Source organism: Sulfitobacter sp. M39, from assembly GCF_021735935.1.
Taxonomy (GTDB): Bacteria; Pseudomonadota; Alphaproteobacteria; order Rhodobacterales; family Rhodobacteraceae; genus Sulfitobacter.
Genome location: NZ_WMDZ01000001.1, coordinates 1,021,131 through 1,039,733 on the forward strand (window position 1 = coordinate 1,021,131; position 18,603 = coordinate 1,039,733).

Genomic DNA, 18,603 nt, shown 5'->3' on the forward strand with positions numbered 1-18,603 from the left:
GGAGTTTCCCATGCCAACATTCACAGCTTTGACGACCCTTGAAGGACGCAAGCCCGCCTATGCATTGGGCGATGCGATGGAACGGCTGGTGCCGGAACCCACCGGTGTCGGCGTTTTCGAGATGGAAGACGGCTCGGGCCTGTGGGAAGTCGGTGGCTATTTCGAGGAAAGCCCGGATGAGACAGCGCTGGCGGTGCTGGCGGCCTCTATGGGGGCGAAGGAATTTGTCGTGTCAGAGCTGCCGGAAACCGACTGGGTCGCCCATGTGCGCCGCGAGCTGTCGCCGGTCGAGGCGGGCCGGTTCTTTGTTTACGGTAGCCATGACGCTGACAAGGTCCCCGAAGGTTGCGAGCCGCTGTTGATCGAGGCGGCGATGGCCTTTGGAACGGGGCACCATGGCACGACGTTGGGCTGCCTGCGTGCGTTGGACCGGCTGGCGAACGGCGGCAAGGTCGGGCAGAACGTGGCGGATATCGGCTGCGGCACGGCGGTTCTGGCCATGGCGGCGGCACGGATCTGGCCGAACCCGGTGTTGGCCAGCGATATTGATGAGGTCGCAGTGGACGTGGCCCGCGCCAATGCGGCCGCGAATAATCTGACCGACCGTCTGATCTGCGTCGAAGCGGCGGGGTTTGACCATCCCGAACTGGCATCGCGCGCGCCCTTCGATCTGGTATTCGCCAATATCCTGAAAGGGCCGCTGGTCGCACTTGCCCCCGATATGGCCGAGGCGCTGGCCCCCGAGGGCTATGCGATTCTATCTGGCATTTTAAATGAACAGGCGGATGACGTGATCGAGGTTTATGCGCAATCTGGCATCAATCTGATCAACCGAGAGGTGATTGGTGACTGGACAACGCTGACTGTCCAGAAAAAGCCATAATCTTTGTCACTTTTCGCCATGAACAAGGTCGAAATGCAGAGAATTTGACACATTCTTGCTTTATTGTGGCCTTGCGAGAGGTGGGGGCCTTTAGCAACTAGAGGCTGCCATGGTTGATGCTCGTCAACAATTTGGGACACGCGTAAAGAGTTTAGAGAGTAAGAATATCAAGCTCGCTCGGGGCTATTACACCACCATCCGCGCCGACGGGCTGGTTGTCGCGCGGCCGACGCGGCGCAGCCTGCGGGTTCCGACCAAATTACTGGTCGCGTTGGTGGTCCTGTTCGTCTGCTTCAAAGGGTTCGTTCTGGCGGCGATTGGCCCCACGGCTTATGACAGCAGGCTGGACACATTGGCGCAGGGCACCGTGATCGAACAGGCAGGGGCTTGGGTTTTGCAGGTCGATCCGGTGACGCAAACGCTTGCCCGTAAGCTGGGGCCGGTTTTTCGCGGATAGGGACGCTGCGGAACGGTGGCCTGCACCGTCATATTTCACTGTCGTAGAATAAATGAAGCCACGCAGATCATTCAGATGTGCGTGGCTTGTGCTTTGGGTTGGCAGCCCCTTGGGCGCTATGAAACATCGACCCTTAGCGGATGAAGTGGTTCATCGCGACGCGTTCGATGTCGCCACGGACCAGACCGATATCGTCGAGTTCACGGTCGGACAGCGCGGACAGGGCGTTGCGTGTGACACGTGCGTCGTTCCATTTGATGATGCTGCCGACAACGTCGCCAAGTTGGGCGAAAAAGCGGTTAACAGCGGCGGCGGTGCCGTAGGTGGTTGGGGTAGTATAGTAAACAGCCATTGGAGCCATCCTTGAATAAAGAAAAGCCGGATTATCCGGCGGTGCGCTGTGCAATTAGGCAGATTGAAAACACTTCACAACACCCACCGGCGCATGTGTGTTCTGCGTTTGCTGCATAGCAGCATTTGGCGGTTTAGCGCCTATGCATAAGGGGTTTGCCGCCACTGACGCGGGGGTCGTTTTCAGTGTCTTGAGCGTCGCAACCCGCCCCGAAATCCACCTTCCAGGTTGAATTGTGACTTTTGTGTGGCGCGGTGCAAAAACCTTGGTGGATGTTCGCGTTTCGTGCTACTGCCTTGGAAAAAGAAAATTCGTGAGGATAATGGGCATATGATACGGGTAATCGGCATTGATCCGGGCTTGCGCAATATGGGCTGGGGCGTCATCGACGTGGCCGGCAGCCGCATCACCCATGTGGCGAACGGCATTTGTCAGTCCGAGGGGGTCGATCTTGCCACGCGCCTTTTGTCGCTCCATGCGCAGTTGACGCGCATTATGGTGACCTATCGACCCGATGCCGCGGCGGTGGAACAGACTTTTGTGAACAAGGACGGTGCCGGGACGCTCAAGCTGGGGCAGGCGCGGGGGATCGCGATGCTGGTGCCTGCGCAGGCGGGGCTGGCGGTTGGTGAATATGCGCCCAATACGGTCAAGAAAACGGTTGTTGGCGTCGGCCACGCGGATAAGGGGCAGGTGCTTCATATGGTACGCATGCAATTGCCGGGGGCAGAGATTGCCGGCCCCGATGCCGCGGATGCGTTGGCGATCGCGATCTGTCACGCGCATCACGGGGGGGCGTCGACCTTGGCGCAGGCCGTCGCAAGGGCAAGCGCATGATTGGCAAGATCACAGGACGTATTGATTATCGCGCGCCGGACCATTTGCTGATCGACGTGCGTGGCGTTGGCTATCTGGTCTATTGCTCAGACCGGACGATGGCCGCGCTGCCCGGCGTGGGCGAGGTTGTGGCGCTTTTCACCGATCTGGTGGTGCGCGAAGACCTTATGCAGCTTTTCGGCTTTCAGACGTTGGCGGAAAAGGAATGGCACCGGTTGCTGACCTCTGTTCAGGGGGTGGGGGCCAAGGCATCGCTCGCCATTCTGGGCGCGCTTGGGCCAGATGGTGTCAGCCGCGCCATCGCGCTTGGCGACTGGAACGCGGTCAAAGTGGCCAAGGGCGTCGGTCCCAAAATTGCGCAGCGCGTGGTGCTGGACCTCAAGGATAAGGCTCCGGGGGTGATGGCGATGACCGGTTCGCTGGCCGAAGCGCATGGCGAGGTCGAAGCCGCAGCAGAGGTGATCGAAACCGCCGCCCCCAAACGCCGCCCCGTGGCTCCGCCGAACCAGTCCGCGCAGGCAGAGGCGCTGTCGGCGCTTGGCAACCTCGGCTATGGTCCGGGCGATGCGGCAGGGGCCGTGGCGCAAGCCGCCGGAGAGATGCCAGAGGCCGAGACACCGCAGCTGATCCGCGCGGCGTTGAAACTGCTTGCCCCCAAAGGATAGGATGCGCATAGCCGCATGGCCGTCCGTATGAACCTTGCTTGGATATTTGATGATCGACAGTGACCCAACTTTGCGGCCGGACCCGCAGCCCGGTGATATAGACCGCGCCCTGCGCCCGCAGATGCTGGATGAATTCGTCGGTCAGGCCGAGGCGCGGGCCAACCTCAAGGTGTTCATCCAATCCGCTAAGCAGCGGGGCGAGGCGATGGATCACACGCTGTTCCACGGCCCGCCCGGATTGGGGAAGACCACGCTGGCGCAGATTATGGCGCGCGAGCTTGGGGTCGGGTTCCGCATGACCTCTGGCCCTGTGCTGGCCAAGGCCGGCGATCTGGCGGCGATCCTGACCAACCTCGAAGCCCGCGACGTGTTGTTCATCGACGAAATCCACCGTCTGAACCCAGCGGTGGAAGAGGTTCTGTATCCCGCGTTGGAGGACTTTGAACTGGATCTGGTGATCGGCGAAGGCCCCGCCGCGCGCACCGTGCGGATCGAGCTGCAGCCCTTCACGCTGGTGGGCGCGACAACGCGCATGGGGCTGTTGACCACGCCGCTGCGCGACCGTTTCGGCATCCCGACGCGTTTGCAGTTCTATACCGAGGATGAGTTGTTCATCATCGTCGATCGCAATGCCCGCAAGCTGGGGGCCCCCGCCGATGAGGGGGGCGCACGCGAGATCGCCAAACGCGCTCGTGGCACCCCGCGTATCGCGGGCCGTCTGCTGCGCCGCGTTGTGGATTTCGCCGTGGTCGAAGGCGACGGCCGCGTGACCCGCGCGCTGGCGGATATGGCGCTGACCCGTCTTGGCGTCGACAAGCTGGGGCTGGACGGGGCCGACCGCCGCTATCTGCGTCTGATCGCCGAGAATTATCAGGGTGGACCGGTCGGGATCGAAACCATGTCGGCGGCGCTGTCAGAATCCCGTGATGCGCTGGAAGAGGTGATCGAGCCTTATCTGCTGCAACAAGGGCTGATCCAGCGCACGCCGCGGGGACGGATGTTGGCGCAGAAAGCCTGGACGCATCTGGGGATGGCTCCGCCCAAACCCCAAAGCGATTTGTTTGGCTGAGGGCAGGGATGCCTTCGGCGAGGATTTAAGACCATTTGGAAGTTGAGATGACACCACAAGAGATCGAAGCGCTGTTTACCCGAAGCGACGACAGCTATGCCTTTGCCCGTTGGGGCCGCCCTCTGGCTCCTGTGGTTTTTGGCGTGGATGATGCGACGCTGACCGTGGTCAAAAGCGCGATCGAGGCGGTCTGTCAGTTGGCGGGGCACAGCATGTCAGAGACTGACCCCGAACTTGGCAGCAATCTGATGATGTTCCTTTTCAAGGATTGGGCAGAGCTGTTGGAGGTGCCCGATCTGGACCGTCTGGTGCCTGATCTTGGCCCGTTGGTGAAAAAGCTGGATGCGGCGGGGGCCAATCAGTATCGTCTGTTCCGCTTTGACGAGACAGGCGCCATCAAGGCATGTTTCGTCTTTCTGCGCATGGACGAGCAACTGAGCGCGATGCCCGCTCAGGCCCTAGCACTGGGGCAGATCGTGCAGTCTTTCTTGTTATGGTCTGATACTGCGTTCCGCGAGGTGTCGCCACTGGCGCTGCACGAGGGAGCGACGATCCTGAAGCCAGAGGTGGCGGCGCTGTTGCGTGCGGCCTATGACCCCGTGATGCCTGTAGCAGCGCAGGACCCGTCCCATGCCTTGCGTTTGTTCGCGCGGGTGGGGGCGGCGCAATGACCCATCGTCTGCCGATCCGCGTTTACTATGAAGACACCGATATGGCGGGGATCGTCTATTACGCGAATTACCTGCGCTATATCGAACGGGCGCGCAGTGACTGGGTGCGCGAGATGGGCATCGACCAGCTGGCCATGAAGGCCGAAGGCGTGGTCTTTGCCGTGCGGCGGGTCGAGGCGGATTACATTCAGCCTGCGGTATTCGACGATATGCTTGATGTAGAGACATGGGCCACGTCGATCACGCCGGCCCGCATGGAGATGCAGCAAGAGGTCAAACGCGGCGATACGGTCCTGTTTCGGGCGGTGGTTACGATTGTTTGTATCGCGGCGTCAGGCAAACCCTGCCGATTGCCAGCGAAACTTCGCTCAATCCCCGTCTAGCAGGCGGATTGGCCCCATAATCCTAGCAATAGATATTGCACTCGGCTAAGCTTGTGCCAAATAGCGCCTTGGAAAACAGGGCCGTTGAGGCAGATGAAGCCCCTTTTGGGCGCAACAAAAAGAGCAGAACCGATGGAAGCAGAAACGCTGGCGGCGGCAAGCGAGATTGATTTCTCGCTCTTGGGTCTATTTCTCCGCGCAACGATTACCGTAAAACTCGTGATGATCATGCTGATCGTCGCGTCCTTCTGGTCTTGGTCGATCATCATTCAAAAGATGATCCAGTACCGCCACGCCAAAGCCGAGGCAGAGCGGTTTGACCAAGCATTCTGGTCGGGCGAGCCACTGGACGGGTTGTATGACACGATCGGGCCGGATCCGGATGGGGCCGCAGAAAAGATTTTCGCCGCCGGTATGACGGAATGGCGTCGGTCGCATCGTGAGGATGGCGGGCTGATCCCCGGTGCCACCGCGCGGATCGACCGCAGCATGGATGTGGCGATTGCCAAAGAGGCAGAGCGTCTGCAAAAGGGCTTGCCCGTGCTGGCGACCACCGGGTCTACCGCGCCATTCATCGGTCTGTTCGGGACCGTGTTCGGGATCATGAACTCTTTCATCGAGATTGCGGCCCAGCAAAACACCAGCCTTGTCGTCGTCGCCCCCGGTATTGCCGAGGCGCTTCTGGCCACAGGTATCGGCCTTTTGGCGGCTATTCCCGCGGTTATCTTCTATAACAAGCTGAGCGCGGATTCAGACCGTATTTTGGGCGGCTACGAAGCCTTTGCCGATGAATTCGCCACCATCCTCAGCCGTCAGCTGGATAGCTGAGCCATGGCAGGTGGGGTGATGAAAAAGCAGGGCGGGGGTGGCCGTGGTCGCCGTCGCGGTCGTGCGCAGCCGATGGCAGAGATCAACATCACGCCCTTCGTTGACGTGATGCTGGTGCTCTTGATCATCTTTATGGTCGCGGCACCTTTGCTGACGGTTGGCGTGCCGGTTGAGTTGCCGAAAACAGCGGCCACCGCCCTGCCGTCCGAGCAGGAGGAGCCGTTGACCGTGACCGTTCTGGCGGACGGGTCCGTGCAGATCCAGAAGACAGAGACCGGGCGTGATGATCTGGTTGCCAAGCTGCGTGCCATTTCGGCGGAGCGTGCGAGCGATCGCGTGTTCCTGCGTGCGGATGGGGCCGTGCCCTATGCCTCGATCATGGAAGTCATGGGGGCGCTGAACGCAGGTGGCTTTAGCAACATTGGTCTGGTGACTGAAACCGGCGGGCCGAAGTTGGACGGCACAGGCGCGTCAGGCGGGTAACCATGCACAAGGGGCAGTACATCTCTGGCGCGGGTCACTTGGGGCTCATCGGCTGGCTGTTGCTGGGGAATATCTTTACCTCGCACAGCGACCCTGTGGAGATGCAGGAAGTGTCGGTGATCTCTGCCGCGCAATATGACGAGATGGTCGCCGCAGCGCAATCCGCGCAGGCGGAGGCCGCGGCGCAGCCCGAGCCTGCCCCTGAACCGGAACCCGCCCCCGAACCAGAACCGACCCCTGAGCCTGCGCCGGAGCCCGAGCCCGCCCCGGAACCGGAGCCTGTGCCAGAGCCCGAACCCATCGCACCGCCCCCCTCGGAGGACGTGAGCGATCAGGCCCCCGAGCTGCCCGAGCCGCCTGCCGATGTCGCCGTTCTGACGCCAGAGGAAGCACCCGTCGCCGTGCCGCGCCCTGTAGAGCGTGTGGCCCCCGAACCTGTAGAGGCCCCGGATCCCGAGGCGCGCACCGATGATGTGCTGCGCGAGGCCGCGACACCGGATGCGCCGGCAGAGAAGGTCGTGGAAGAGGCACAGGAAGCCACCGCCCCCGAAGAAGCCACAACGCAGATTGTGACCGAAGCAACGGAAGCGCCCAAAGCGTCGCCGACCCAATCCGCACGCCCTCCGGCCCGCCGCCCTACACCGCCTGCGCCGCAGGTGGCAGAGGCACCCGTGGAGACGCCGAAACCCGAAGCGCCAAAGCCCGCCACACCAAAGCCCGCCACACCGAAGCCGGAAACACCCAAGCCAGAGGCCCCCAAGCCGACGCCCGAACCGACAACGGATAAGGACGCCGTGGCAGCCGCCCTCGCCGAGGCCATGGGAGAGACCGACGCGCCTGCGACTCCGGCGGCCCCCTCTGGCCCGCCATTGTCAGCTGGCGAGAAAGAATCGCTGCGCGTGGCAGTATCGTCGTGCTGGAACGTGGGGTCTCTTTCCTCCGAGGCATTGCGCACTACTGTAGTGGTGAGTGTCGCAATGAACCAAGATGGCACGCCACAGACCAATTCGATCAAGATGACCAGCAGTTCGGGCGGATCACAGGGGGCTGCCAATCAGGCGTTCGAGGCCGCACGGCGGGCAATTATCCGCTGCGGCGCGCGCGGGTATCAGCTTCCTGTAGAAAAATTCGGTCAATGGCAGAATATTGAGATGACCTTTAATCCTGAAAGGATGCGCATCAAATGATTGTACGAATTCTGAGCCTCTGTCTCGCGCTTATCGGCGGTGTTGCCTCGGTCGCGCAGGCGCAGGATGGACCATTGCGGATCGAGATTACCGAAGGTGTGATTGAACCCTTGCCCTTTGCCGTGCCCAGTTTTCAGCCCGAAAGCGGGGACGCGGGGCAGATGGCGGTCGATCTAGCGCGGGTCGTGTCCGAAGATCTTGTCGGCTCCGGTTTGTTCCGCGAAGTGCCGGCAAGCGCCTATATCTCGAACGTGAGCGATTTTAATGCGCCGATCCAATATGCTGACTGGAAGGCGATCAACGCGCAGGCGCTGATCACCGGTGCCGTCAGCGTGTCGGGCAATACGCTGAACGTGAAGTTCCGTCTGTACGACGTGTTCTCGGGGGCCGAGCTGGGGTCGGGCTTGCAGTTTGCGGGCACGGTCGATGGCTGGCGTCGCATGGCGCATAAGGTGGCGGATGCCGTCTATTCGCGTATCACGGGCGAAGGTGGTTATTTCGACAGCCGCGTCGTCTATGTCTCTGAGACGGGGCCCAAGGACGACCGCGCGAAACGGCTGGCTGTGATGGATTACGATGGGGCCAATGTGCGCTATCTGACCGACAGCTCGTCCATCGTGCTGGCGCCGCGGTTCTCGCCCTCGGGGGATCGTATCCTCTACACCAGCTACGAAAGCGGCTTCCCGCGGATCTATGTGCTCGACATCGGGTCGGTGCAGCGTCGCGTGCTGGAAAGCGCCGAAGGCACCATGAGCTTTGCGCCGCGGTTCTCTCCGTCCGGCAATACGGTTGTCTATTCGCTGACCCAAGGCGGGAATACTGATATCTACACGATGGATATCAACACCGGCCAGTCGACACGGCTGACCAACACACCTGCGATCGAAACTGCGCCCAGCTATTCGCCAGACGGCAGCCGGATCGTTTTTGAGAGCGACCGTTCGGGGTCGCAGCAGCTGTATATCATGCCAGCAACAGGCGGCGAGGCGACGCGGATCTCGTTTGGCGAAGGGCGGTATGGCACGCCGGTCTGGTCGCCGCGCGGCGATCTGGTGGCCTTTACCAAGCAGAACAAGGGCCGGTTCCACATCGGCGTGATGCGGCTGGACGGATCGGAAGAACGTCTGCTGACCGCGTCGTTCCTGGATGAAGGCCCCACATGGGCCCCAAACGGCCGCGTCATCATGTTCGCACGGGAAACCCAAGGGGCAGGCGGGGCATCGTCGCTCTATTCCGTCGATATCTCGGGCCGGAACCTCAAGCCTGTGCGCACCCAAGAGGGCGGATCGGACCCGTCTTGGTCGCCGCTTCAGAAGTAAACAACAGCCATAGTGCCTTGGTGTTTCCCAATACCAAGGCACTATGGTAACACCGACACAACAGACACACCAAAATGCTATCGTCAAAAAGGCACAGTCCATGAACCGCATTCTCACCGCAACTCTATTGATCGCAGCCCTGGCCGTATCGGCCTGTACCAACCCTGACCGCTTTGGCGCGGACGGCATGAACAACGGTGCCGCGAATGGCGCAGGTCTGAACGGGGGCATTATCCCCGGCAGCGCGAACGACCCGGCCTCCACCGCGTATTTCCAAGAAGCCGTTGGTGACCGCGTGTTGTTCTTGGTGGACCAATCCAACCTGACCCCCGAAGGCCAAGCGACATTGGACGGTCAGGCGGCATGGTTGAACACCAACACCGACTATCAAGCCGTGATCGAAGGTCACGCGGACGAGCAGGGCACACGGGAATATAACCTTGCGCTTGGCGCACGCCGTGCCAATGCCGCGCGCGAATATTTGATCTCGCGCGGGATCGCCGCCAGCCGTCTTCGCGTTGTAAGCTATGGTAAGGAACGCCCGATCGAAGTCTGTTCGAGCGAGGCATGCTATGCCAAGAACCGTCGGGCCGTGACCGTACTTGCGGGCGGTCTGACCAGCTAAGTCGTCTACGTTAGGTTAGGATTTTAATATGCGGTTTGCTTTGATTGTAGCGCTTGGACTGGCCTTTGGGCCGGTCGCGGCGCAGGCGCAGGATGCGCAGACTTTGGCGGATGTGCGTCAGGAGCTGACGGTACTGAACGTCGAGGTGCAAAAGCTGCGCCGGGAACTGTCCACCACGGGCGGCGCGAGCGTTGCCGTGACCGGTGGGTCGGTGCTCGAACGCGTCAATGCAATGGAAAGCGAACTGCAGCGCCTGACCTCTAAAACCGAAGAGCTGGAAAACCGGATCAACCGCGTGGTCACCGATGGGACCAACCGGATCGGTGATCTGGAATTCCGGCTCGTGGAGCTTGAAGGCGGCGATGTGGGCAGCCTCGGCCAGACCTCTACCCTTGGCGGGGGCGAGATGCCCGCGACCATGGCACCCGCCACGCCCGTGCCCGCACCAGCGGACCCATTGGCCAATACCTCTACCCCCACCAATACCGCAGAACTTGCGGTGGGTGAAAAAATAGATTTCGAGCGGGCGAAGGCGGCGCTCGCTGACGGTGACTTTCGCAGCGCCGCAGACCAGTTTGCGACCTTCAATCAGACCTACCCGGGCGGACCGCTAGGCCCCGAAGCCGACCTGCGGCGCGGCGACGCGCTGGACGGCCTGGGGGATACCCGCGAAGCGGCACGCGCCTATCTGGCAAGCTTTAGCGCCGATCCCGCGGGGCCTGTCGCGGCAGAAGCACTGTACCAGCTTGGCAGCTCTTTGGGGGCCTTGGGCCAAACCCAAGAAGCCTGCGTGACCTTGGGCGAAGTCGCATCGCGCTTCCCCACAAGCCCCTTCGTCGCGCAGGCACAATCCGAACGCAGCGTGCTTGCCTGCCAGTGATCCGATGACCGACCCGCTGGCGCAGAGCATCGCCGCCAGCTTTGACCCCGCGCCGCCGCCCGTATTGGGTGTGGCGGTGTCGGGGGGCGGCGACTCTGTCGCGCTTTTACATCTTCTGAAAGACTATGCCCGCAGCCGCGGGATCGCGCTGCACGCAGCGACCGTGGATCACGGCTTGCGACCCGAGGCCGCCCGCGAAGCCGCGATGGTCGCCGGCCAGTGTCGCGCGCTTGGCGTTCCGCATGACACGTTGAGATGGACGGGCTGGGATCACAGCGGCAATTTGCAGAACGAGGCCCGCAAGGCGCGTTACCGGTTGTTGGCGGATTGGGCACGGGGGCAGGGCATTGGCGCTGTCTGCATTGGGCATACCGCCGAAGATCTGGCAGAGACTTTCGTGATGCGTTTGGGGCGCCGGGCAGGGGTCGACGGGCTATCCGCCATGCCTGCGATTTTCGACCGTCACGGCATGCGTTGGCACAGGCCCTTGCTCAACGCCCGACGCGCCGACCTGCGCGCGCATCTGACGCGTCGCGGGGTGACTTGGGTCGACGACCCCAGCAACGAGGATGACAGCTTTGCGCGGGTGCGCATCCGCAAGGCGCTGGCGGTGCTGACCGATCTGGGCGTTGATTCTGCCGCCCTTGCCGATGTCTCGCGCCACCTTGCCGACGCCCGTACCGCGCTTGACGCGCAGATGTTTGCCGCCGCGCGCGCCCATGCCCACGTTCAATGCGGTGCCGTGGCGATTGACTGGCAGGCGCTGTGTGGCCTCCCGAAAGAGACACGCCGCCGATTGCTGACCCATACGATCGCTTGGATCAACGGTGCCACCTACGCCCCACGCAGCAGCGCCGTGGCAGAGGTGCTGACAGCGCTTGATGCTGCCGGTGCCGCGACCGTGCAGGGGTGTGAGCTGCGTCTGAAACGCGATAAACTGTGGATTTACAGAGAGTTGCAGGCGGTGCGAGCGGTTGATGCGCCCGTCGGCGCACTCTGGGACGGCCGCTGGCGTCTGGAACCTTGCGGCGATACGCCTGCGTCCAACACGCAAATGGCAATTCGTGCCTTGGGTGCTGAGGGGCTGCGCAGCTTTGCTGATTGGCGCGATTTGGGCGTGCCGCGCGGCGTGTTGCTGTCCTCTCCGGCGGTGTGGCAGGGCGCGGAACTGGTCGCTGCCCCCCTTGTCGGTCGGTCGCAAAACTGGCAAGCAGTGCTCGAACGCGGCGAAGATGCCTTTTTCGCCGCACATATGACGCATTGAACATGCGCCGATCGTGTCTATCTTACACGCATTGGGCGCTGTGTTTGGTGCCGTCCCCCGGATGTAGGAGACTTTCCTTTGGGTAATATGCGCAATCTCGCCTTTTGGGTTGTATTGATGCTTTTGGTTTTGGCGCTGTTCAATCTGTTCAGCGGCTCGACTGGCGGGCTGCAAAGCCGTGAAATCAGCTATTCCGAATTTGTGACCGCTGTCGAAGCAGGGGACGTGCGCAACGTCACGCTTGATGGTGAACAGGTCCGTTTCCGTCGTGCCGATGGCAGTGACTATGTCACGATCCGGCCCGAAGACGCCGAGGTCACCAGCCTGCTGATGTCCAAGGACATCCCTGTGCGCGCTGAGCCCCAGCAGCAATCCGGTTTCCAGACCTTCCTGATGTCGCTGTTGCCCATCCTTCTGCTGATCGGTGTATGGATCTATTTCATGAATCGCATGCAGGGCGGTGGCAAAGGCGGGGCGATGGGGTTCGGCAAGTCCAAGGCCAAGATGCTGACCGAAAAACACGGTCGTGTGACGTTTGACGACGTGGCGGGCATCGACGAGGCGAAGGAAGAACTGGAAGAGATCGTCGAATTCCTGCGCAACCCGCAAAAGTTCAGCCGTTTGGGCGGCAAGATCCCCAAAGGCGCGCTGCTTGAGGGCCCTCCCGGTACGGGTAAAACACTGCTGGCGCGTGCGATTGCTGGCGAGGCGGGTGTGCCGTTCTTCACCATCTCGGGCTCCGACTTTGTAGAGATGTTCGTTGGTGTGGGTGCCAGCCGCGTGCGCGATATGTTCGAACAGGCCAAGAAAAACGCGCCCTGCATTGTGTTCATTGATGAGATTGACGCCGTGGGCCGGTCCCGTGGCGCGGGCTATGGTGGTGGCAACGACGAGCGTGAACAGACGTTGAACCAACTGCTGGTCGAGATGGACGGCTTTGAGGCGAACGAAGGCGTGATCATCATCGCCGCGACCAACCGCAAAGACGTGCTGGACCCTGCCTTGCTGCGTCCGGGCCGCTTTGACCGTCAGGTTACCGTGGGCAATCCCGACATCAAAGGCCGCGAGAAAATCCTTGGGGTGCATGCGCGCAAGACACCGCTTGGCCCTGACGTAGACCTGCGCATTATCGCGCGCGGTACGCCCGGTTTCTCGGGTGCGGATCTGGCGAACCTCGTGAACGAGGCCGCGCTGACCGCCGCACGCGTGGGCCGTCGCTTTGTCGCGATGATGGATTTCGAGGCCGCGAAAGACAAGATCATGATGGGTGCCGAGCGCCGGTCGATGGTGTTGACGCAGGACCAGAAGGAAAAGACCGCCTACCACGAAGCCGGTCACGCCATCGTCGGGATCAAGCTGCCGAAATGCGACCCTGTCTATAAGGCCACGATCATTCCGCGCGGCGGTGCCTTGGGTATGGTGATGAGCCTGCCCGAAATGGACAAGCTGCAGATGTTCAAGGACGAAGCCGAGCAAAAGATCGCCATGACCATGGCGGGCAAAGCGGCTGAGATCTTCAAATATGGCGCTGAAACCGTGTCGTCGGGCCCGATGGGCGATATCATGCAGGCCAGCCAGTTGGCGCGTGGCATGGTGATGCGCATGGGCATGTCCGACAAGGTCGGCAACATCGACTATTCGGAAGCGGCTGCTGGGTACCAAGCCAACGGCGGCGCGGGCGGGTTCAGCGTGTCTGCGGCCACGAAAGAGCTGATCGAATCCGAAGTGAAGCGCATCATCGACGAAGGCTACGACCGCGCCTTCAAAATGATCACCGACCACGAGGAAGAATTCGAACGTCTGGCCCAAGGTCTGCTGGAGTATGAGACCCTCACCGGCGAAGAGATCAAACGCGTCATGGAAGGCAAACCGCCCCAAGATCCGGACGGCGAAGACACCAGTGGCACGGACAAGCCAAGCCTGACCGCGATCCCCAAGGCCAAAGGCAAAAAGACGCCTCCGCCAAGCGGGATGGAGCCAGAGCCAAGCGTCTGACGCCTAGGCGTTGATCACCAGAATACGAAAGCAAAGGCCCTGCACCCGCGGGGCCTTTTCTTTTGCCGCGGCTTTGCGCAGGTTACGGACAACGCAGCGCGAAAGGATGCCGGTCATGCCGACGATGAAAGAAACCGATTTTACCGCAACGATCACATGGCTTGGTGTGGTGCCCAAGCTGGCCAAGGGCATCAGCGCCGAACCCCGGAGCGAAGCTTTCGCCAGCTACGCCGGTTTCGAGGATGACGTGCACGCGGGGCTGACCCGCGCGTCCTGTGTGCGGGTCACGAACCTCTATCCCAAGGGCACCGAGATCCGGAACGTGCGCCAGCTGTCGATCCTGTCTGCGGAAGAAATGGCCCTGATCGCGTCCGACATGGGCATGGAGACACTGGACCCCATGCATCTTGGCACGTCGATGGTGATCAAGGGCATCCCCGATTTCACCCATGTGCCGCCCAATGCGCGGCTGCAGGCTGCCTCGGGTGCGACGATCACGATTGATACCGAAAACCGCCCCTGCGTATTGCCCGGTCGCGAGATCGAACAAGACAGCCCCGGCCACGGTCCCAAGTTCAAGGCCGCGGCCGAGAACCGTCGCGGGGTGACCGCCTGGATCGAACGCGAGGGGCTACTGCGCGTCGGTGATACGCTGCGCCTGTTCATCCCCGACCAGCCAGCGTGGCAGCACGGCTAGGCCCAATGGGGCGCGGGGTCACAGCGACCCGCCATGCTCAAATCAGCGACACACCCGCCGGATCGCCGCATCAAGCGCCGGATATGTCGGAATTGCCCCCTCTGCCCATGCCCTCACAGGCGTATTGAGGACATAAGAAACATAGAACGCCGACGGCGCATCAGGGAGGACATATGACCTTTAAATCCGACATCCAAATCGCACGCGAAGCCAGCAAACGCCCCATTCAGGAGATCGGGCAAAAGCTGGGCATCAGCAGCGATGATCTGCTGCCCTACGGCCATGACAAGGCGAAGGTGTCGCAAAAGTTCATCAACTCGGTGCAGGACCGTCCCGATGGCAAGCTGATCCTCGTCACCGCGATCAACCCCACCCCCGCGGGCGAGGGGAAAACCACGACCACCGTCGGTCTGGGCGACGGGTTGAACCGCATCGGCAAGAATGCCGCCGTCTGTATCCGCGAGGCGTCCCTTGGTCCGAACTTCGGCATGAAGGGCGGGGCCGCGGGGGGCGGCTATGCGCAGATCGTCCCGATGGAAGAGATGAACCTGCATTTCACCGGTGACTTCCACGCCATCACCTCGGCGCATAACCTGCTCAGCGCGATGATCGATAACCACATCTATTGGGGCAACGCGCTAGAGATCGACCTGCGGCGCGTCGTCTGGCGCCGCGTCGTCGACATGAACGACCGCGCCCTGCGCCAGATCACGGCGTCCTTGGGCGGTGTGTCGAACGGTTTCCCCCGCGAGGCCGGGTTCGACATCACCGTCGCATCCGAAGTCATGGCGATCCTTTGTCTGGCCAAAGACCTGAACGACCTGCAAAAACGTCTTGGCGACATGATCGTCGCCTATACCCGCGAGCGTAAGCCGATCTATGCGCGCGATATCAAAGCGGATGGCGCGATGACCGTGCTGCTCAAAGACGCGATGCAGCCGAACCTTGTACAGACGCTGGAAAACAACCCCGCTTTCGTGCATGGCGGGCCTTTCGCCAATATTGCGCATGGCTGCAACTCTGTCATCGCGACCACCACCGCGCTGAAGCTGGCGGATTATGTGGTCACCGAGGCGGGCTTTGGTGCCGATCTGGGGGCCGAGAAGTTCCTCAACATCAAATGCCGCAAGGCGGGGCTTGCACCGTCCTGCGTCGTGGTCGTGGCCACGGTGCGCGCGATGAAGATGAACGGCGGCGTGGCCAAGGCCGATCTGGGCGCTGAAAACGTCGACGCCGTGCAGGCCGGTTGCCCCAACCTTGGCCGCCATATCGAGAACCTGAAATCCTTTGGCGTGCCCGTCGTCGTCGCGATCAACCATTTCGTCACCGACACCGACGCAGAGGTGCAGGCGGTCAAAGACTATGTCGCCTCGCAAGGGGCCGAGGCCGTGCTGTCACGCCACTGGGAATTGGGCAGCGCTGGCTCTGCCGAACTTGCCGAGAAAGTGGTCGAGACGATCGATAAGGGCCAGGCGGAATTCGCCACGCTCTACCCCGACGCGATGCCACTGGCCGATAAGATCAACACCATCGCCACAAAGATCTATCGCGCGGATGGGGCGGTGATGGACCAGAAGATCCTCAACCAGTTGAAAGACTGGGAAGAGCAGGGATATGGCGATCTGCCGGTCTGTATGGCCAAAACGCAATACAGCTTTACCACCGATCCCGAAGCCCGCGGCGCGCCAACCGGCTTTACCATCCCCGTGCGCGAGGTGCGCCTGTCTGCCGGCGCGGGCTTTGTCGTGGCCATCTGCGGTGAGATTATGACCATGCCGGGCCTGCCACGGGTGCCTTCTGCCGAAAATATTCGTCTCAATGACATCGGCGATGTTGAAGGTCTGTTCTAAGCGCGTATGAACAGGGCGCGGAGGGTCGCCCCTTCGCGCCTTCGCCTGCTGTGGCAGGTGATACCAGCGCCACAACAGACAAAGGACGGTCCCCATGACAGCGACGATCATCGACGGCAAGGCATTTGCAGCACAGGTGCGGGGGCAGGTCGCCCAGCACGTCACGCGGCTGAAGGACGATCACGGGATCACGCCGGGGCTGGCCGTGGTGCTGGTCGGGGCCGATCCTGCCTCCGAGGTTTATGTCAAATCCAAGGGCAAGATGACCAACGAAGTGGGCATGAAATCGGTCGAACACCGGCTGGCGGAGTCCACATCAGAGGCGGAGCTTCTGACCCTGATCGACACGCTGAACAACGATGACACGATCCACGGTATCCTCGTACAGCTCCCCTTGCCCGATCACCTCAACGAAGACCTTGTGATCAGCGCGATTGATCCGGCCAAGGATGTCGACGGGTTTCATATCTCGAACGTCGGTCTGTTGGGCACGGGGCAGAAATCCATGGTGCCTTGCACGCCGCTTGGCTGTCTGATGATGCTGCGCGACCACCACGGCACCCTGTCGGGGATGGATGCAGTCGTGATCGGGCGCAGCAATATCGTCGGCAAACCTATGGCCCAGCTTCTGCTCAACGACAGCTGCACCGTGACCATCGCACATTCGCGGACCAAAGACCTTGCCGCAGTCGTGCGCCGCGCTGATATCGTGATCGCTGCCGTGGGCCGCCCCGAGATGGTGCCGGGCGACTGGATCAAACCGGGGGCTACAATCATCGACGTGGGCATCAACCGTCTCGACGCGCCAGAGCGCGGTGAAGGCAAGACCCGTTTGGTCGGGGATGTGGATTTTGACAGCTGCGCCAAGGTGGCCGGTGCGATCACCCCGGTGCCGGGGGGCGTAGGCCCGATGACGATCGCCTGCCTGCTGGCTAATACGGTTACGGCCTGCTGCCGTGCCAATGACCTGCCCGAACCCGAAGGGCTGACGGCCTAGTCCACCGTCGCTGGCACCGGCACCATCGTGCCCTGAAGCAAGGCGATCAGCACCTGCTGGTCGCCGGTTTGGGCAAAGACCTCGGCCGTGACCACACAAAGCCGCTTGCCCGGTTTCACCACCTTGCCAATCGCGATCAGCCGGTCTCCTCGGGCGGGGGCCAGCAGGTTGATCTTGATCTCTGCGGTGACGACTTCGGACTCCAAGGGCAGTGTCGTCAGCGCGGCATAGCCCGCAGCGCTGTCCCCGATAGAGAACGTCAGCCCCGCGTGGCCAAACCCCTGCTGCTGGCGCGTGCCGGGCAGGATCGGTGCCTCGATCCGGATGAGCCCCTTCGACACATCGCTGAGCTCAGCGCCGAGGGTCTGCATCATCGATTGTGCGTCAAAGCTGTCGCGGATGCGGGCGATTTCTTGAGGGGTCATAGGGGCTCTTTCAACATGGATAGCCGGCCCCTTGGCTGCGATTAGCGCGGCAGGGGGATCGCGGTGGGCTGCGGTCCGGTAAGTATGGCGCAGGCCTGCGGACCCATCAATGCCTGTAGCACCGGCGCGTCACTGTACAACCCGCCGGTATAGGTGCCAAAGGCAGGCATGATCAGCCGTCGGTCGTCATAGAGGAAGGCCGGACGCGTCACCGACCGCCCGCGCAGCCGCAGCCGTGCCTTGGGGTGATAATGCCCCGAAACCTCGGCCTGCGCGCCTGCCTGCGCGATATGCCGGAACTGCAAGGGGCCGATCACAAGCTCGGCCAGATGCTGCCCCCCCAGTTCGACGGGGCCGGGGTCGTGGTTGCCCTCTACCCACAGCCACTGCCGCCCCGCCTGTAACTGCGCAAGCGTCAGCTGCGCTGGCTCGGGCAGGGCGTGGGCCGCGTGCAGATCGTCGAAACTGTCGCCCAGACACATCACGACGCGCGCGGGCACACGGTCAAGCGCCGCCGCAAGCCGGGTCAACGTGTCCATCGTCTCGTAAGGGGGAAGCGCCGTGCCGCCGCGCCGCGCAATCCGTTCGGCTTTGCCAAGATGCAGGTCGGACACGCAGAGCAGCCCGTGATCTGCCCACCACAAAGCGCCAGAGCCAAGCGCCGTCAGCCGCGCGCCGCAAAAGTCGAAGTCATACCCGATGTTCATGCTGCGTTCATCACCAAGTTTGTCCGCGG

The 18,603-nt window shown here is 62.0% G+C and carries 21 protein-coding genes; 18 read left to right on the top strand and 3 right to left on the bottom strand.

Annotated features, from left to right (window positions below; all coding sequences use genetic code 11):
* The first annotated feature begins 10 nt into the window (after nucleotides 1-10).
* Nucleotides 11-883, top strand: coding sequence for a 50S ribosomal protein L11 methyltransferase (locus GLP43_RS04970; protein ID WP_237278426.1), 873 nt, complete (start codon nucleotides 11-13; stop codon nucleotides 881-883).
* 109 nt (nucleotides 884-992) lie between these two features.
* On the top strand, nucleotides 993-1,340 hold the full coding sequence (locus tag GLP43_RS04975; RefSeq protein WP_237278427.1) for a hypothetical protein: 348 nt from the start codon (nucleotides 993-995) through the stop codon (nucleotides 1,338-1,340).
* A 133-nt stretch (nucleotides 1,341-1,473) separates the two neighbouring features.
* Here the strand turns inward: GLP43_RS04975 and GLP43_RS04980 are convergent, their stop codons facing one another.
* Nucleotides 1,474-1,692: a DUF1127 domain-containing protein gene (locus tag GLP43_RS04980; RefSeq protein ID WP_237278428.1), complete on the bottom strand. Its 219-nt coding sequence runs from the start codon at nucleotides 1,690-1,692 to the stop codon at nucleotides 1,474-1,476.
* A 330-nt stretch (nucleotides 1,693-2,022) separates the two neighbouring features.
* Between GLP43_RS04980 and ruvC the strand changes: the two genes are divergently transcribed.
* The 16 genes from ruvC to folD all read left to right on the top strand — a co-directional run bounded on the left by ruvC (nucleotide 2,023) and on the right by folD (nucleotide 17,442).
* Nucleotides 2,023-2,529: a crossover junction endodeoxyribonuclease RuvC gene (ruvC, locus tag GLP43_RS04985; RefSeq protein WP_237278429.1), complete on the top strand. Its 507-nt coding sequence runs from the start codon at nucleotides 2,023-2,025 to the stop codon at nucleotides 2,527-2,529.
* Nucleotides 2,526-3,194 (top strand): Holliday junction branch migration protein RuvA, encoded by a 669-nt coding sequence (gene ruvA / locus GLP43_RS04990; RefSeq protein ID WP_009826107.1) that lies wholly within the window; start codon nucleotides 2,526-2,528, stop codon nucleotides 3,192-3,194. The genes ruvC and ruvA overlap by 4 nt, the downstream gene beginning before the upstream one ends.
* A 49-nt stretch (nucleotides 3,195-3,243) precedes the next feature.
* A complete protein-coding gene (gene ruvB, locus GLP43_RS04995) occupies nucleotides 3,244-4,263 on the top strand; it encodes a Holliday junction branch migration DNA helicase RuvB (RefSeq protein ID WP_009826108.1) in 1,020 nt (339 codons plus the stop codon).
* Nucleotides 4,264-4,310: 47 nt separating this feature from the next.
* Entirely contained in the window at nucleotides 4,311-4,934 is a 624-nt protein-coding gene (locus GLP43_RS05000) for a hypothetical protein (RefSeq protein ID WP_237278430.1), read from the top strand.
* Nucleotides 4,931-5,317 carry a tol-pal system-associated acyl-CoA thioesterase gene (gene ybgC, locus GLP43_RS05005; RefSeq protein WP_237278431.1) on the top strand — a complete coding sequence of 129 codons (387 nt, stop codon included), beginning with the start codon at nucleotides 4,931-4,933 and terminating at the stop codon, nucleotides 5,315-5,317. Before GLP43_RS05000 ends, ybgC begins: the two co-directional genes overlap by 4 nt.
* Nucleotides 5,318-5,449: 132 nt before the next feature.
* Nucleotides 5,450-6,145: a protein TolQ gene (gene tolQ, locus GLP43_RS05010; RefSeq protein WP_005851646.1), complete on the top strand. Its 696-nt coding sequence runs from the start codon at nucleotides 5,450-5,452 to the stop codon at nucleotides 6,143-6,145.
* Nucleotides 6,146-6,148: 3 nt separating this feature from the next.
* On the top strand, nucleotides 6,149-6,628 hold the full coding sequence (tolR, locus tag GLP43_RS05015; protein WP_005851648.1) for a protein TolR: 480 nt from the start codon (nucleotides 6,149-6,151) through the stop codon (nucleotides 6,626-6,628).
* Nucleotides 6,629-6,630: 2 nt separating this feature from the next.
* Nucleotides 6,631-7,815 (top strand): energy transducer TonB, encoded by a 1,185-nt coding sequence (locus tag GLP43_RS05020; protein ID WP_237278432.1) that lies wholly within the window; start codon nucleotides 6,631-6,633, stop codon nucleotides 7,813-7,815.
* Nucleotides 7,812-9,134 carry a Tol-Pal system beta propeller repeat protein TolB gene (tolB, locus tag GLP43_RS05025; protein WP_237278433.1) on the top strand — a complete coding sequence of 441 codons (1,323 nt, stop codon included), beginning with the start codon at nucleotides 7,812-7,814 and terminating at the stop codon, nucleotides 9,132-9,134. Before GLP43_RS05020 ends, tolB begins: the two co-directional genes overlap by 4 nt.
* A 100-nt stretch (nucleotides 9,135-9,234) precedes the next feature.
* Nucleotides 9,235-9,759 carry a peptidoglycan-associated lipoprotein Pal gene (gene pal / locus GLP43_RS05030; RefSeq protein WP_237278434.1) on the top strand — a complete coding sequence of 175 codons (525 nt, stop codon included), beginning with the start codon at nucleotides 9,235-9,237 and terminating at the stop codon, nucleotides 9,757-9,759.
* Between the two features lie 28 nt (nucleotides 9,760-9,787).
* Nucleotides 9,788-10,639, top strand: a complete 852-nt coding sequence (gene ybgF / locus GLP43_RS05035; RefSeq protein ID WP_237278435.1) for a tol-pal system protein YbgF — start codon at nucleotides 9,788-9,790, stop codon at nucleotides 10,637-10,639.
* Nucleotides 10,640-10,643: 4 nt separating this feature from the next.
* Nucleotides 10,644-11,903: a tRNA lysidine(34) synthetase TilS gene (tilS, locus tag GLP43_RS05040; RefSeq protein WP_443069474.1), complete on the top strand. Its 1,260-nt coding sequence runs from the start codon at nucleotides 10,644-10,646 to the stop codon at nucleotides 11,901-11,903.
* Nucleotides 11,904-11,981: 78 nt separating this feature from the next.
* Nucleotides 11,982-13,898: an ATP-dependent zinc metalloprotease FtsH gene (gene ftsH / locus GLP43_RS05045; RefSeq protein WP_237278437.1), complete on the top strand. Its 1,917-nt coding sequence runs from the start codon at nucleotides 11,982-11,984 to the stop codon at nucleotides 13,896-13,898.
* A gap of 115 nt (nucleotides 13,899-14,013) precedes the next feature.
* On the top strand, nucleotides 14,014-14,595 hold the full coding sequence (locus GLP43_RS05050; protein WP_237278438.1) for an MOSC domain-containing protein: 582 nt from the start codon (nucleotides 14,014-14,016) through the stop codon (nucleotides 14,593-14,595).
* Between the two features lie 173 nt (nucleotides 14,596-14,768).
* Nucleotides 14,769-16,445: a formate--tetrahydrofolate ligase gene (locus GLP43_RS05055; RefSeq protein WP_237278439.1), complete on the top strand. Its 1,677-nt coding sequence runs from the start codon at nucleotides 14,769-14,771 to the stop codon at nucleotides 16,443-16,445.
* A 94-nt stretch (nucleotides 16,446-16,539) separates the two neighbouring features.
* Nucleotides 16,540-17,442, top strand: coding sequence for a bifunctional methylenetetrahydrofolate dehydrogenase/methenyltetrahydrofolate cyclohydrolase FolD (gene folD / locus GLP43_RS05060; protein ID WP_237278440.1), 903 nt, complete (start codon nucleotides 16,540-16,542; stop codon nucleotides 17,440-17,442).
* Here the strand turns inward: folD and GLP43_RS05065 are convergent.
* Nucleotides 17,439-17,867 carry a PaaI family thioesterase gene (locus GLP43_RS05065; RefSeq protein ID WP_237278441.1) on the bottom strand — a complete coding sequence of 143 codons (429 nt, stop codon included), beginning with the start codon at nucleotides 17,865-17,867 and terminating at the stop codon, nucleotides 17,439-17,441. The two genes, folD and GLP43_RS05065, sit on opposite strands and share 4 nt — an antisense overlap.
* 41 nt (nucleotides 17,868-17,908) lie before the next feature.
* Nucleotides 17,909-18,574, bottom strand: a complete 666-nt coding sequence (pdeM, locus tag GLP43_RS05070; RefSeq protein WP_237278442.1) for a ligase-associated DNA damage response endonuclease PdeM — start codon at nucleotides 18,572-18,574, stop codon at nucleotides 17,909-17,911.
* Between the last annotated feature and the right edge of the window lie 29 nt (nucleotides 18,575-18,603).

Coding starts and splice junctions, on each gene's coding strand:
- GLP43_RS04970 (WP_237278426.1), top strand. CDS start 11: ATGCCAACATTCACAGCTTTGACGACCCTTGAAGGACGCAAGCCCGCC.
- GLP43_RS04975 (WP_237278427.1), top strand. CDS start 993: ATGGTTGATGCTCGTCAACAATTTGGGACACGCGTAAAGAGTTTAGAG.
- GLP43_RS04980 (WP_237278428.1), bottom strand. CDS start 1,692: ATGGCTGTTTACTATACTACCCCAACCACCTACGGCACCGCCGCCGCT.
- ruvC (WP_237278429.1), top strand. CDS start 2,023: ATGATACGGGTAATCGGCATTGATCCGGGCTTGCGCAATATGGGCTGG.
- ruvA (WP_009826107.1), top strand. CDS start 2,526: ATGATTGGCAAGATCACAGGACGTATTGATTATCGCGCGCCGGACCAT.
- ruvB (WP_009826108.1), top strand. CDS start 3,244: ATGATCGACAGTGACCCAACTTTGCGGCCGGACCCGCAGCCCGGTGAT.
- GLP43_RS05000 (WP_237278430.1), top strand. CDS start 4,311: ATGACACCACAAGAGATCGAAGCGCTGTTTACCCGAAGCGACGACAGC.
- ybgC (WP_237278431.1), top strand. CDS start 4,931: ATGACCCATCGTCTGCCGATCCGCGTTTACTATGAAGACACCGATATG.
- tolQ (WP_005851646.1), top strand. CDS start 5,450: ATGGAAGCAGAAACGCTGGCGGCGGCAAGCGAGATTGATTTCTCGCTC.
- tolR (WP_005851648.1), top strand. CDS start 6,149: ATGGCAGGTGGGGTGATGAAAAAGCAGGGCGGGGGTGGCCGTGGTCGC.
- GLP43_RS05020 (WP_237278432.1), top strand. CDS start 6,631: ATGCACAAGGGGCAGTACATCTCTGGCGCGGGTCACTTGGGGCTCATC.
- tolB (WP_237278433.1), top strand. CDS start 7,812: ATGATTGTACGAATTCTGAGCCTCTGTCTCGCGCTTATCGGCGGTGTT.
- pal (WP_237278434.1), top strand. CDS start 9,235: ATGAACCGCATTCTCACCGCAACTCTATTGATCGCAGCCCTGGCCGTA.
- ybgF (WP_237278435.1), top strand. CDS start 9,788: ATGCGGTTTGCTTTGATTGTAGCGCTTGGACTGGCCTTTGGGCCGGTC.
- tilS (WP_443069474.1), top strand. CDS start 10,644: ATGACCGACCCGCTGGCGCAGAGCATCGCCGCCAGCTTTGACCCCGCG.
- GLP43_RS05050 (WP_237278438.1), top strand. CDS start 14,014: ATGCCGACGATGAAAGAAACCGATTTTACCGCAACGATCACATGGCTT.
- GLP43_RS05055 (WP_237278439.1), top strand. CDS start 14,769: ATGACCTTTAAATCCGACATCCAAATCGCACGCGAAGCCAGCAAACGC.
- folD (WP_237278440.1), top strand. CDS start 16,540: ATGACAGCGACGATCATCGACGGCAAGGCATTTGCAGCACAGGTGCGG.
- GLP43_RS05065 (WP_237278441.1), bottom strand. CDS start 17,867: ATGACCCCTCAAGAAATCGCCCGCATCCGCGACAGCTTTGACGCACAA.
- pdeM (WP_237278442.1), bottom strand. CDS start 18,574: ATGAACATCGGGTATGACTTCGACTTTTGCGGCGCGCGGCTGACGGCG.